This is a genomic window from Amycolatopsis heterodermiae, assembly GCF_034929455.1.
Taxonomy (GTDB): Bacteria; Actinomycetota; Actinomycetes; order Mycobacteriales; family Pseudonocardiaceae; genus Amycolatopsis; species Amycolatopsis heterodermiae.
Map to the genome: position 1 here is coordinate 1997951 of NZ_JAYFSI010000001.1, position 13955 is coordinate 2011905.

The 13955-nt window shown below is 71.5% G+C and carries 11 protein-coding genes; 10 read left to right on the plus strand and 1 reads right to left on the minus strand.

Features of this window, described 5'->3' with window-relative positions; genetic code table 11:
* Positions 1–68: 68 nt before the first annotated feature.
* The 9 genes from VA596_RS09775 (at position 69) to VA596_RS09815 (ending at position 11532) form a co-directional block, all read left to right on the plus strand.
* Positions 69–611 (plus strand): NUDIX hydrolase, encoded by a 543-nt coding sequence (locus VA596_RS09775; RefSeq protein ID WP_323325234.1) that lies wholly within the window; start codon positions 69–71, stop codon positions 609–611.
* Positions 608–2761 carry a DUF6049 family protein gene (locus VA596_RS09780; protein ID WP_323325236.1) on the plus strand — a complete coding sequence of 718 codons (2154 nt, stop codon included), beginning with the start codon at positions 608–610 and terminating at the stop codon, positions 2759–2761. The genes VA596_RS09775 and VA596_RS09780 overlap by 4 nt, the downstream gene beginning before the upstream one ends.
* 862 nt (positions 2762–3623) lie before the next feature.
* Positions 3624–5495, plus strand: coding sequence for a murein biosynthesis integral membrane protein MurJ (gene murJ, locus VA596_RS09785; protein WP_323325758.1), 1872 nt, complete (start codon positions 3624–3626; stop codon positions 5493–5495).
* A 79-nt stretch (positions 5496–5574) separates the two neighbouring features.
* Positions 5575–7167 carry a protein kinase family protein gene (locus VA596_RS09790; RefSeq protein ID WP_410171857.1) on the plus strand — a complete coding sequence of 531 codons (1593 nt, stop codon included), beginning with the start codon at positions 5575–5577 and terminating at the stop codon, positions 7165–7167.
* A gap of 31 nt (positions 7168–7198) precedes the next feature.
* A complete protein-coding gene (gene sigM / locus VA596_RS09795; RefSeq protein WP_323325239.1) occupies positions 7199–7822 on the plus strand; it encodes an RNA polymerase sigma factor SigM in 624 nt (207 codons plus the stop codon).
* Positions 7819–8610, plus strand: a complete 792-nt coding sequence (locus VA596_RS09800) for a hypothetical protein (RefSeq protein ID WP_323325242.1) — start codon at positions 7819–7821, stop codon at positions 8608–8610. Before sigM ends, VA596_RS09800 begins: the two co-directional genes overlap by 4 nt.
* Before the next feature lie 140 nt (positions 8611–8750).
* Complete coding sequence (trxB, locus tag VA596_RS09805; protein ID WP_323325244.1) at positions 8751–9743, plus strand: thioredoxin-disulfide reductase; 993 nt, start codon at positions 8751–8753, stop codon at positions 9741–9743.
* Between the two features lie 33 nt (positions 9744–9776).
* On the plus strand, positions 9777–10100 hold the full coding sequence (gene trxA, locus VA596_RS09810; RefSeq protein WP_020642536.1) for a thioredoxin: 324 nt from the start codon (positions 9777–9779) through the stop codon (positions 10098–10100).
* A gap of 283 nt (positions 10101–10383) precedes the next feature.
* On the plus strand, positions 10384–11532 hold the full coding sequence (locus VA596_RS09815) for an N-acetylmuramoyl-L-alanine amidase (RefSeq protein WP_323325247.1): 1149 nt from the start codon (positions 10384–10386) through the stop codon (positions 11530–11532).
* A 217-nt stretch (positions 11533–11749) separates the two neighbouring features.
* Here the strand turns inward: VA596_RS09815 and VA596_RS09820 are convergent, their stop codons facing one another.
* Positions 11750–12394: a GNAT family N-acetyltransferase gene (locus VA596_RS09820; protein ID WP_323325249.1), complete on the minus strand. Its 645-nt coding sequence runs from the start codon at positions 12392–12394 to the stop codon at positions 11750–11752.
* Positions 12395–12609: 215 nt separating this feature from the next.
* On the opposite strand from VA596_RS09820, the gene VA596_RS09825 reads away from it, so the two are divergent.
* Positions 12610–13941, plus strand: a complete 1332-nt coding sequence (locus VA596_RS09825) for an aminotransferase-like domain-containing protein (protein ID WP_323325251.1) — start codon at positions 12610–12612, stop codon at positions 13939–13941.
* Positions 13942–13955: the final 14 nt, after the last annotated feature.

Sequence of the window (13955 nt, forward strand, 5' to 3'; positions counted from 1 at the left end):
ACAGGCACCACCGGACAGGACACGGAGAGCCAGCCTACCGGGGCAACCGTTTGCTCTAGCATCGCAGCATGTCTGGATCAGCCGGCCGCCCCGGCGCCTCGAAGCCGCGGAGGCGGCGGAGGCGTCAGCGCGGCAGGCGGCTGACCACGGTCGACGAGACGTCGGCCGGTGGCCTCGTGCTGGACGCGGCGCGCGAACAGGCGGTGCTGATCGGCCGGCTCGACCGGCACGGCAGACTGCTGTGGTCGCTGCCCAAGGGCCACATCGAGGACGGTGAAACGGTGGAACAGACGGCCGTGCGCGAGGTGAAGGAAGAAACCGGCATCTCCGCGCGTGTCCTGCGGCCACTGGGGACCATCGACTACTGGTTCGTGGCCGAGAAGCGGCGGATCCACAAGACCGTGCACCACTTCCTGCTCGAAGGCCTCGGCGGTGAGCTGTCCGACGAAGACGTCGAGGTCACCGAGGTGGCCTGGGTCCCGCTGGCCGAGCTGGAGACCAAACTCGCTTATTCCGACGAGCGGAAGCTCGTCCGGAAAGCCAAGGAACTTTTGGCGCGCCCGGACGTCCACGGACGAGACGAGCACGCCCCTGAGGGAGCCCCCGAGTGAAGCGGTTCGCCGCAGCCTTCCTTTCCGTCCTCTTCCTGGCCGTCCCCGCCCTGGCCGGCGCCACGGTGGCCCACGCGGAAGAGGGCGCCCGACTACGCGTCGAGCTCACCGCGCTCAACCCGCGCGTGATCACCGGTTCGACGACGACGCTGACCGTCGCCGGCACCGTCACCAACACCGGGGACCGCAAGGTCACCCGGCCGCAGGTGCGGCTGCAGGTGGGCGAGCGGCAGACGACCGAACGCGGGATCGGCGAGGTCCTGTCCGGCGCCGTCATCAAGGACAGCCCGCTGACGGACTTCACCTCCGTCGCCGACGTGCTGGAGCCCGGGCAGAGCGCGCCGCTGAACATCTCGGTGACGCTGACCGGCCCGCGCGCGGCCCTGTTCAGTCGTCCCGGCGTCTACCCGCTGCTGGTGAACGTCAACGGCACGCCCGAGTTCGGCGGCCCGGCCCGGCTGGGTGCGGTCAGCATGCTGATGCCGGTGCTGACCGGCCCCGGCAAGCAGGCCACCCGCCCGTCCGGCGCGCCGAGCATGACCCTGCTCTGGCCGCTGACCAGCAGCGTCCCGCACGTCTACGCGGCTCCGCTCGGCGGCCGGACCGTGCTGGCCGACGACCGCCTCGCCGACGAGATCGGGCCGGACGGCCGACTGAACGCGCTGGTCACGGCCGCGCACACGGCCGTGCAGGGTGACGCGAACCTGGCCCGGTCGATGTGTTTCGCGCTCGACCCGGACCTGCTGGCCACCGTCGACGCGATGAGCCGCGGCTACCAGGTGCACACCGACGGCGGGAACATCGACGGCAAGGGCGCCGGGACCGCGCAGACGTGGCTGGCCACCCTCCGCTCGCTGGTCGCCAACCGGTGCGTCGTGGCGCTGCCCTTCTCCGACGCCGACCTGAACACCGTCTCGCAGATCCGCCCCGGCGACTCCGCCCTGGTCACCAAGGCGGCCACCGGCGCGGCCACGATCCAGGACCTCACCGGCGTCACCCCGCAGTCCGGGGTGCTCTGGCCGGACGGCACGCCGAACGAGTCCGTGCTCGCCGCGCTGTCGCAGGCCGGGATCCGGACCGTCGTCACCGACGCGGGCAAGCTCGCGCCCGCCGCGACCGGCGGCGGGGTCACCGTGCAGGGCAGCGCCGTCCGCGCGCAGCCGACCGACTCGCTCATCGCCTCGGCCATGTCGGGCGTGCCGACCGTGCCGGACTCGGTCACCGTGCCGGCCACCACCGAGGCGGCCGTCGCGAGCCAGAACGGCCTCGGCGCGCTCGCCTTCCGCGCCGGCCTCGGCCTGCCCGCCGGGCAGCAGCGGCCGGACCACCTGCTGGTCGCGCCCCCGCGCCGCTGGGACGCCCCGGCCGCCGAGCTCACCGCGTACCTGCTGCAGGTCGGCAACTACCTCGACGCCGGGCTCGTCACGGCGACCTCGCTCCCGACGCTGCTGTCCGCCGAACCGGCGGGCTCCGGCCCGGTCGGCGACGGCGGCCAGGACCCGGCCGCGGCCGCCGATCCCGCCCTCGTCTCGATGCTGGCGAACCTCGACGACAAGACCACCGGCCTGGCCACGGCGATGCAGCTGGATCCCACCAAACGGGTGAAACCGGACGACGTCGTCGCGCCGGTCCGGCTGGCCGAGCTGCGGGGCGCGTCCACCGCGTGGCGGGGCCTGCCCGCCGACGCGGCGACCGCGAACGCGCGCGCCGACCTGTCGGCGATCAGCGAGCAGGTGTCCGTCTCGCAGCCCAAGCAGACGATCGCGCTGGCGTCGGGCAACTCGCCGCTGCCGGTGTACGTCAGCAACGACCTGCCGGTCGGGATCAACGCCCGGTTCGTCCTGACCAACAACACCGGCCTGCGCTCCGACGACGCGAAGGCCTGGTTCTTCCCGGCCGGCGGCGGCAAGAACTACTTCCTCCCCGTCGAGGCGCTGCGGGCCGGCCGGTTCAGCGTCGATGTGTCGTTGCGCACCTCGACGGATACCCCGCTCGGGTCATCCGCGCGGTTCGAACTGACCTCGACGGAGTACGGCGCGATCACCATCATCGCGACCGTCGCCGCAGGTGCGGCCCTGCTTCTGCTGGCTTCCCGGCGCATCTACCGGCGAGTCAAGGACGCGAAGGCCGGACGCGACCTGGTGGACTGATCCTCTGGCCTTTGAGTGTTCCGGGCGGTTCCCGATTACCCTGGGTCCGCACGTGCGCGGCGCCGAGCCGCGGCACCGGGACCGAGCACTGAGGATTGGGCACGCGTTGGAGAGAGAGCCGGGCTTACCACCCGAGCGTGCGAAGCGTCCTCGGCGCGAAGGCGCTCCGCCCCCGCAACGGGGTGACGGACCGCCCCGAGCGTCGCAGCCGGTCCGCCGCCAGCCCCCGCCGAAGCAGCAGCCGCCTCCGCCACCGCCGGAGCGCGGCCGCCGCCAGCCGCCGCGCAACGGCCACACCCGCCAGATGCCCCGCGAGGACCAGCCGGTCCGCGAGGGCCGCCCGCCGCGCGACGAGCGTCCGGTCCGCGACGGCCGCCCGCCCCGGGAGGAACCGCGCGACGGTCGTCCTCCCCGGGAGGAACCGCGCGACGGCCGCCCGCCCCGGGCCAAGCAGCCGGTCCAGGACGACCGCCCGGTCCGCGAGCGCCCCCGGGACGACTGGCCGGTGCACGACGAGCGTCCGGTCCGCGACCAGCGCCCCGACGACCACCCGGACCGCGCGCTGCGCGAGGACCGGCCGCCCCGGCGCGTCCCGCCGCCGCAGGGCCCGCCACCGCAGGGGCCACCGCCCCAGCCGCCGCGTGGCGGGCAGCCACCACGCGGCGCGGCCGGCCCGGCACCCACGCGCGTCCAGCCGGTGCCCCCCGTGCCGCCGCCACCGCAGAACCCGCCGGGCCCGCCGCCACCGCAGGGCCCGCCTTCGCACCAGGGGCGGCTGCCGCAGCCCGCGCCGCCGGTGATCCCGCCGGTCGCCCCGCCCGTGACGCCGCCACCGGGCACCCCGGCCGTGGGCAACCCGGCCATGGGGACACCGCCCCCGGGCATCCCGGTGCCACCACGCGGCCGCGGACCGCGCCGCCCGGCGCCGGTCCGGCCGTGGCAGGAGGAGGCCCAGCGGCCCGCCGACCCGGAGGCGACGCGGTTCATCCCGCGCACCGCCGGCGTCCCGATGGCTTCCCGCTGGCCGGTCGCCGACCCCGACGTCATGCGGCCGTACGACGCACTGGCGACGCAGGTCATGCCGGCGATCGGCAAGCCGCTGGTCAAGCCGGCCGAGCCCGGCACGGAGGCCGCGGCCCCGGCGAAGGCGCCGTCGCTCGCGAAGGCGTCCGGCCGGATGGCCATCGCGTCGCTGATCAGCCGGATCACCGGCTTCCTGTGGAAGCTGCTGCTGGTCGGCGCGATCGGCCAGGGCATCGCGAACGACTCGTTCAACGTCGCCAACACGATGCCCAACATCATCTTCGAGCTGCTGATGGGTGGTGTGCTCGCCAGCGTGGTCGTGCCGCTGCTGGTGCGCTCGCAGGACGAGCCCGACGGCGGCGCGGCCTACACCCAGCGGCTCATCACGGTCGCGTTCACGCTCCTGCTGTTCGGCACGGTGATCGCGGTGTTCGCGGCGCCGGCGTTCACCAGCCTGTACGTCGACGGCTCCGGCAAGGCCAGCTCCGGGCTGACCACGGCGTTCGCCTACCTGCTGCTGCCGGAGATCTTCTTCTACGGCGTGTTCGCGCTGCTCTCGGCGGTGCTGAACGCCAAGCAGATCTTCGGGCCGACGGCCTGGGCCCCGGTGATCAACAACCTGGTGGTCATCTTCACGATCCTGGTCGTCTGGATCATGCCGGGGGACATCGACACCGCGCACCCGTCGATCACCGACCCGAAGGTGCTGACGCTGGGCATCGGCGTCACCGGCGGCATCGTCGCGCAGGCGATCCTGCTGGTCCCGCCGCTGCTGCGGTCGGGCTTCCGGTTCAAGTGGCGCTGGGGCATCGACAAGCAGATGAAGGAGTTCGGCGGCCTCGCGCTCTGGATCCTCGGCTACGTCGCGGTCAGCCAGATCGGCTACACGATCAACACCCGCGTCCTGACCAGCGGTTCCCCCGGCGGTGTGACGGCATACAGCAACGCCTGGCTGCTCTTCCAGCTGCCGTACGGCGTCATCGGCGTTTCGCTGCTGACGGCGATCATGCCGCGGATGAGCCGCGCGGCCGCCGACGGCGACCACAAGAAGCTCATCGGCGACCTCTCCTACGCGTCGCGGATCTCGACGGTGATGCTGGTGCCGATCTCCGCGGTGATGACCGTGGTCGGCGGCTCGATCGGCATCGCGCTGTTCACCTTCGGCAAGGGCACGGTGGAGACGGCCGAGCGGCTCGGCGACGCGCTGGCCATCTCGGCGTTCGCGCTGCTGCCGTACGCGCTGGTCATGCTCCAGATGCGCGTGTTCTACGCCATGAAGGACGCCCGGACGCCGACGCTGATCATGATCGTGATGACGCTGGTCAAGGTGCCGCTGCTGTACCTGTGCCCGGTGCTGCTGTCGCCGGACAACGTCGTGCTCGGCGTGATGATGGTCAACGCGCTGACGTTCGTCGTCGGCGCGATCCTCGGCCAGGTGTGGCTCTGGGTGACCCTGGGCAACCTGCGGAGCAAGCGGGTGATCGGCGTGATCCTGTTCACGGTGGTCGCCAGCGGGCTCGGGGTGGCCGCGGCGTGGGTCGTCGGCAAGGTCGTCCCCGACTCGTTCGGGCCCACTTTCGGTGCCTGGGTGAAGCTTCTGCTGCAGAGCACGGTGGGCATCGTCGTCTCGTTCGGCGTGCTGATGGCGCTCAAGGTGGAGGAGCTGCAACCGGCCACGAGCAGGTTCACCCGGTTGATCAAGCGGGGGTAACGATTCCGGTACGGATGACGACGACTCCCGCGTCGTATTCTGGGTACCCTCGACGCGGGGAGCTAACGGGAGAGTGCGGGTGGATACGAGGCGCAGCGAACAGGCAGGGGGTGCGAACCACGTGGGCAAGGCCCAGGTCGGATCGCTCGCCCCCGGACGTGTGGTCGGCGACGGCCGCTACCGCCTCCTCGCACAGTTCGGCGTGGACGAGCGGGGTGACGCGCACCTGTGGCGCGCGCGGGACGGCCAGCTGAAGCGGGACGTCGCACTGACCCTGCTGGTCGGCGACCCGGCCGACCCGGAAGCCGCGCGGCTCGCGCGGCGCACCCTCGAACGGGCGACGCACGCGTCCAAGTTCGGCCACGGCGGGGTCGCCCGCGTGCTCGACGTGCTCGCCCTCGGCAGCGGCATCACCTCGAGCGAAGGCCTGCTCGGTGTCGTCGTCGCGGAGTGGACCAAGGGCAGCGACCTGGTCGACCTGGTCGCGCAGCGGCCGGTGGCGCCCGGCGCGGCCGCCCGCATGGTGCAGGCGCTGGCCGAAGCGGTCGAGCAGGCCCACCAGAACGGCCTCGTCCTCGGCCTCGACCACCCGCAGCGGCTCCGGCTGACGCCGAGCGGCGCGCTGAAGCTCGCGTTCCCCGGCCCGCTGCCGGAGGCGACGCTGCGCGACGACGTCAAGGCGCTCGGCGCGGTGCTCTACCTGCTGCTGACCGGACGCTGGGCGCTGCCCGGCGGCCCGCCGGCCATCCCGCCGGCGCCGACCACGCCGCAGGGCCGGATCGTCCCGCCGCGCCAGCTCGTCCCGACCGTGCCCGCCGACCTGTCGTCACTGGCCGTCCGCACGATCGAGGACGGCGGCAACGGCGGCATCCGCACCAGCGCGGCCATCCTCCGGATGCTCGACCAGGTGGCCGAGGAGGAAGAGCGCACCCAGCTGATCAAGGCCGTCGGCGGGGACCCGGCCGAGTCCGAGGGCACCGTCTGGACCACGAAGAAGCCGGTCAAGGACGTCGCCCGGCGGCGCAAGCTCGCGCTCGGCGTCACCGTGCTGGTGGTCGCCACGGTCGTCATCCTCGCCTGGGCGGGGCTGATGCTGATCAACGTCTTCCAGGGTGATTCGAAGGTGAGCGGGCCGACGATCAACGTCGCGGCGCCGCCGGCGTCGAGCCAGCCGGCCGGGCAGCCGCCCGCGTCGAGCCAGCAGCCCGCCCCGCCGCCGTCCCCGGCCGTCGGCGCCCCGGTGAAGCCGCAGACCGCGGCCGTCTACAACCCCGAGGGCAAGGGCGACAACGCCGCGCGGGCGAAGTACGCGATCGACGGCAAGCCCGAGACCCAGTGGCGGACCGAGCAGTACAAGCAGCAGTTCCCCGCCATCAAGCCGGGTGTCGGCCTGGTCGTCACCTTCAAGGACCCGATCAACCTCAGCCAGGTGAAGATCGACGGCGGCACCCCGGGCACCAAGGTCGAGATCCGGTCGGCGACCGAGAAGAACCCCGACCTGGCCGACACGAAGGTGGTCGGCAACGGCGACCTGAAGGACGGCGAGACGACGATCCCGCTGGCCCAGCCCACCCAAGGTGAGTACTTCATCGTCTGGATCACTCAGCTGGGTGGCGCCGACAGCCAGTTCCAGACCGAAATAGCCGACCTGACCTTCCTGCCTGCGGGGTGACGCACCCGACAGGGTCAGTAGGCTCTTGCGGGTGACAGCGGCAGCTCCCACGGATGCGGATCTGATAGCGGCTCACGCCGCGGGGGACCCTCATGCGTTCAGCGAACTCGTCCAGCGACATCGCGACCGCATGTGGGCGGTCGCCCTGCGCACGGTCCGCGATCCCGAGGAAGCCGCCGACGCGTTGCAGGACGCGTTCATCTCGGCCTTCCGGGCCGCCGGCAACTTCCGCGCGGAGTCGCAGGTCACGACGTGGCTGCACCGGATCGTGGTGAACGCCTGCCTCGACCGGATCCGCCGCCGCCAGGCCCGCCCGACCGTCCCGCTGCCGGAGACCGGCTTCAACGAGCCGGCCACCCCGCGCGACTCGATGGCCGAGCGCGAGACGAGCCTGCTGGTGCGCGAGGCGCTCAACCAGCTGCCGGAAGACCAGCGCGCCCCGATCGTGCTCGTCGACGTCGAGGGCTATTCGGTCGCCGAGACGGCGAAGATGCTCGGCATCGCCGAGGGCACGGTGAAGAGCCGCTGCGCCCGGGGCCGGGGAAAACTGGCGAAGGTTCTCGGACACCTGCGGAACCCCGATGCGATTGCGAACGTCCCAACTCACGAAAGCAAACGGGCCGGGCGCCAGCCGGGTAGCGGGGAGGGACGATGACGGACGAAAGCCGGGGGATCGGGGGGACCGTCGGTCCGCCCTGGTCCGTCGACGTGCTCGCCGACCTCCACGCCGGCGTGCTGGACGACGACCGGGCCGCGCAGCTGTGGCCGGTCGTCAACGCCGACCCGGAGGCCCGCGCGATCCTGGACGCCCTCGACGCGACGCAGGCCGACCTGGCCTCGCTCGCCGAGGCACCCGCACCGCCGATGCCCGCCGAGTTCGCGGCGCGGCTCGACGCGGCCCTGGCCGCCGAGGCGGCTGCCGCCTTTCCGACGCAACGGACCGCACCGGCACCGGAGCAGACCGGGACCGGGGACGCCCAGGTGGTGGACCTCGCGGCGGCCCGGCGGCGCCGGAACAAGCGGCTCGGCTGGGCCGCCGGCGTCCTGACGGCGGCCGCGGCGGCGGTCGTCGCGGTGACGGTCGCGATCCCGAGCACGTCCCAGCAGAGCGGCACCCCGAACGTCGCGGCCCCGCCACCGTCCGGCCCGACGGTCGGCAGTGACGGCAGCGGCGCGCAGGCCCTGATCGGCAAGGCGGTCGGCGTCCGCGACTTCGGCCCGCTGGGCAGCGAAGACCGGCTCGACGCCTGCATCACGGCCGCCGGGCTGGACGCGAAGGTGCGGCCCGAGGGCATCCGCCCGGTGAACGTCGACGGCAAGGCCGGCGTCATGATCATCCTGACCACCGGCAAGCTCGCCCAGTTCCGCCTGGTCGCCTTCGGGGCGGACTGCGGACCGGGAAATCCGGCCGTCCTGTTCGACAAGGTCGTCGGGGAGAAGTAGCGGCTCTGACATCCAGGGCTTCGCCCTGGGCCGGGGGCTCCGCCACCCGGAACCCCCATGAGCGGTGTCACCCCTGGGAACATGGCCACATACGATCGTGTTGAGCCTGGCACACGGGTCACTACGAGCGGAGGTCACGGGTGGCTGCCGAAGACATCAGGAACCTGATCATCGTCGGATCGGGTCCTGCCGGATACACCGCTGCCGTTTACGCGGCGCGGGCGCAACTCGAACCGCTGGTGTTCGAGGGGACGCAGTTCGGTGGCGCGCTGATGACGACGACCGAGGTCGAGAACTTCCCGGGGTTCCGCGACGGCATCATGGGTCCGGACCTGATGGAGGAGATGCGCAAGCAGGCCGAGCGCTTCGGCGCGGAACTGCGCGCGGAGGACGTCGAGTCGGTCGAGCTGACCGGCGAGGTCAAGTACGTGACCGCGAACGGCAAGCGCTACGCCGCCCGCGCGGTCGTCCTCGCGATGGGCGCGGCGGCGCGGTACCTGAACGTGCCGGGTGAGCAGGAGCTGCTCGGGCGCGGTGTGTCGGCCTGTGCGACCTGTGACGGTTTCTTCTTCCGCGACCACGACATCGTGGTCGCGGGCGGCGGCGACTCGGCGATGGAGGAGGCGACCTTCCTGACGAAGTTCGCGAAGTCCGTCACCGTGGTGCACCGGCGCGACGAGTTCCGCGCGTCGAAGATCATGCTCGAGCGCGCCCGCGCGAACGAGAAGATCAAGTGGAAGCTGAACTCGCAGATCACCGGCGTCGTCGGGGACACCAAGGTCGAGGCGCTGAAGCTGAAGGACACCCGGGACGGCTCCGAGTCGACCCTGGACGTCTCCGGCTTCTTCGTCGCGATCGGGCACGACCCCCGCAGCGAGCTGGTGCGCGGGCAGGTCGACCTGGACGAGGACGGTTACGTCATCACGCAGGGCCGCAGCTCCTACACGAACCTGGACGGCGTCTTCGCCGCCGGTGACCTGGTGGACCGCACCTACCGGCAGGCGATCACCGCGTCCGGCTCGGGCTGCAGCGCGGCGATCGACGCGGAACGCTGGCTCGCGGAGCACGGCGAATCGGACGCGCACGAGGCGGCCGAGCTCGTCGGCGGCGGCTACGGCGCGGGCACCAACTGACTTTCCGGCGTACAACCACCTGAAGGAGAAACCATGTCCAACACCGTGAAGGTGACCGACGCGACGTTCGTCGACGAGGTCCTGACCAGCGAGAAGCCCGTTCTGGTCGACTTCTGGGCCACCTGGTGCGGGCCGTGCAAGATGGTCGCCCCGGTGCTCGAGGAGATCGCGGCCGAGAACGGCGAGAAGCTGACCATCGCCAAGATCGACATCGACGAGAACCCGAACACGCCGCGTGACTACCAGGTGATGTCGATCCCGACGCTGATCCTGTTCCAGGGCGGCAAGCCGGTGAAGCAGATCGTGGGCGCCAAGCCGAAGGCCGCGCTGCTGTCGGATCTCGCCGACGTCCTCTGAACCGAACAAGCCCGGCGAACCCGGGGCCTGCGGGAACCCTCCTGCGGGCCCCGGGTTCCCGTCGTTCGGGGGAATCTCACCGGTGTGGGTGAATCCTGCGTGACGAGGGCCACGGGCGGTTCACCACGAACGGGCTCTTGACGCACCGACCGGGCCTGCGGTGTCACCGAGAGTTCGCAAGGCACAATAGAAGACCTGAGCACGTCTCAGTGATGGTTTTCCCCGAAGTTTTTGCCCCGCGCCGAGCCCCCCGAGTCGGCGCCCTAGGAAGAGCGAGGAGTGCATGCGGGTACTCCGCCGCGGTGACGCCGGTCCGGACGTCGCCGAGATCAGGTCCATCCTGGCCGGGATGGACCTGCTCCCGCCGGTCACCGGTACCGACGCCTACGACACGTTCGATGTCGCCGTCGAGAACGCCGTGCGGGCCTTCCAGCAGAGCCGTGGGCTGATGACCGACGGCGTGGTGGGTCAGGCCACGTTCCAGGCGCTCAAGGGCGCCAGCTACCACCTGGGCAGCCGCCTGCTGTCGTACACGATCGCGGCCCCGATCCAGGGTGACGACGTCTTCACGCTGCAGGAGCGGCTGACCGAACTCGGCTTCGACGCCGGCCGCCCGGACGGCTACTTCGGCGCGGCCACCGAGCGCGCGCTCAAGACGTTCCAGCGCGACATGCGCCTGACGCCGGACGGCATGTGCGGTCCCGCGACCATCCGTGAGCTGCACCGCCTGTCCTCGCCGCGGGCCCGGGGCGGCCGCCCCGTGTTCCTGCGCGAGCAGGAGCAGGTGCGCCAGGCCGGTCCGCGGCTGCGTGGCAAGCGCATCGTGATCGACCCGGGCCACGGCGGCGACGACCTCGGCGTGGTCGCGAACGGCCTGCGTGAGGCCGACATCTCGTGGGACCTCGCGCGTCGCCTGGAGGGCCGGATGAAGGCCACCGGCATGGAGGCGCTGATCTCCCGCGGCCCGAACCACAGCCCGACGGAGCTGGAGCGCGCGAAGTTCGCCAACGACGCGGGCGCCGACCTGTTCCTGTCCCTGCACAGCGACGGCAACCCGTCGCCGCGCGCCCAGGGCATCGCGAGCTTCCACTTCGGCACCGGCAACGGCACGACGTCGACGGTGGGTGAGCTGCTCGCCGGCTTCATCCAGCGCGAGGTCGCGGCCCGCACCGGCATGCTGGACAACCGCACGCACTACAAGACCTGGGAGATCTTCACCCGCACCCGCTGCCCGGCGGTCCGGGTCGAGATCGGCTACCTGACGAACCCGGACGACAGCCGCAAGCTCGGCGACCCGGCCTTCCGCGACATCGTCGCCGAGGGCATGCTGATCGCCGTCAAGCGCCTGTACCTGCTCGGCGAGGGCGACCAGCCGACGGGAACGTTCACGTTCGCCGACGTCCTGGCGCACGAGCTCGCCAAGGCCGAATAGGGCGACCACAACCCCTAGCGGCTCATCTTCACCTGCTCCACCACACCTGGGGACGCGCACGCGCCGTCCCCAGGTTTTGGTGCACTCATCCACAGCTTGTCCACCGCGCCTATCAGCGCTCTGTGGATAACTCGGCTCTTCTTCCACAGCCGTGCACACCCTGCGGAATCCGTGTTACCGGCCTGCGGTAACACGGACGCAAACGTTTGCGGGCGGGTCAGGCGCGACCGAGGCTCGGCTCGGCCGTGGTGATCGTGACCTGGCCGAGCAGGCGCTCCAGCGCCGCCTCGACGTCTTCCTTCCAGGTGATCGCCGAGCGCAGTTCCAGGCGCAGGCGCGGCCACTTCTGGTGGGGGCGGACGGTCTTGAAGCCGACGCTCTGCAGGAAGGCCGCCGGCAGCACACAGCTGTGGCCGCCGTCCGGGTCCGACTCGTCGGGGCGCGCGTCACCGAACGCCTCGATGGCGCGGACACCGCGTTTGGTGAGGTCCTTCGCGACCGCCTGGACGAGCATCCGGCCGAGGCCGCCACCGCGGAACTCGGGGAGCACCTGGAACGCCGTCAGCAGCACGGCGTCCGCGCTCGGCGGGGACGTCGGGAAGGCCAGCGACCGCGGGACGGCGTTCGGCGGGGCGTACAGCACGAACCCGACCGGCAGCGTGTCGCTGTAGACGATGCGGCCGCAGGAGCCCCACTCGAGCAGCACGCTCGAGACCCAGGCTTCCTTCTCGACCTCGGTGGCGCCGAACTCCTCGGCCTGGTTCTTCAGGTGGGGGGCCAGCTCCCAGTACACGCACCTGCGACAGCTCTTCGGCAAGTGCTCGAGGTTGTCCAGTGTGACGCCCACGACGCGACGCGACACCCGCGACCTCCCTGACCTGCGCTCCCCTGACAGGCTGCCCGGCCGTCAAGCCGCGCGGAACCACAGCACGAACACGGGAGCCATGGTCGATGGTAGGCCGATGTGACAAGCACCGAAAGGTCAGGGGTCCCGGATGGGTGCCCGGTTACACTCGATGGATCTACCGCTCCCGTGCGGGAGCGGGCCTTGTCCACCGACCCCCGGGTGAATCGTCGATGACCGAGAACCGCCCCGCCAAGCCCCAGAAAGCGGCTCTGAGCGGCCGCCAGAACCTCGACCCGCACCTCGAGCGGTATGCCGCGCGCACCGCCGGGATGACGGCCTCCGAGATCCGGGCCCTGTTCGCGGTCGCGAGCCGGCCCGAGGTGGTCTCCCTCGCCGGCGGCATGCCGAACCTGGCCGCGCTCCCGCTCGACACGCTCTCGGCGCAGGTGGCAGAGATCATCGCCGAAGACGGCCTGGTGGCCCTGCAGTACGGCTCGGCGCACGGCGTCCCGGTGCTGCGGGAGCAGATCTGCGAAATCATGGCGCTGGAGGGCATCAAGGCGCACCCGGACGACGTCGTGGTGACCGTCGGCTCCCAGATGGGCCTGGACATGGTCACGCGGCTGTTCTGCGACCCGGGTGACGTCGTGATCGCCGAGGGCCCGTCCTACGTCGGCGCGCTGGGCTCGTTCGCCGCGTACCAGGCGCAGGTCGTGCACGTCGCCATGGACGAGAACGGCCTGGTGCCGGAGCTGCTACGCGAGGCTCTGATCCAGGCGGAGAAGGCCGGACGGCGCGTCAAGTTCCTCTACACGATCCCGAACTTCCACAACCCGGCCGGCGTGACGCTGGCCGTGGAGCGCCGCGGCGAGATCCTGGAGATCTGCCGCGAGCACGGCGTCCTGGTCGTCGAGGACAACCCGTACGGGATGCTCGGCTTCGACGGGCAGACGTACCCGGCGCTGCGCTCGACGGACCCCGAGAACGTCGTGTACCTCGGCTCGTTCTCGAAGACGTTCGCGTCGGGGCTGCGCGTCGGCTGGGTGCTGGCGCCGCACGCCGTGCGCGAGAAACTCGTGCTGGCCGCGGAGTCGGCGACGCTGTGCCCGCCGACCTTCAACCAGATGATCGTGTCGCGGTACCTCTCCACGCACGACTGGAAGGGCCAGATCAAGAAGTTCCGCGAGAACTACCGCGAGCGCCGCGACGCGATGCTGTCGGCGCTCGACCAGTACCTGCCCCCGGGCTGCTCGTGGACGAAGCCCGACGGCGGCTTCTACGTCTGGGTGACGGTGCCGGAAGGCGTCGACACCAAGGCGATGCTGCCGCGCGCGGTGACCGCGCGGGTGGCGTACGCGTCCGGAACCGGCTTCTACGCCGACGGGTTCGGCAGCCGCCAGATGCGCCTGTCCTACTGCTACCCGACGCCGGAGCGGATCCGCGAGGGCGTCCGGCGGCTGGCCGCGGTGCTGGAGTCCGAAATGGACCTGGCCCGCACCTTCGGTAACGTGGGCTCGCGCCAGATCCAGGGGCCACAGAACCCTTCCCCGGACACGGTCTGAGTCTCTTTTTAAAC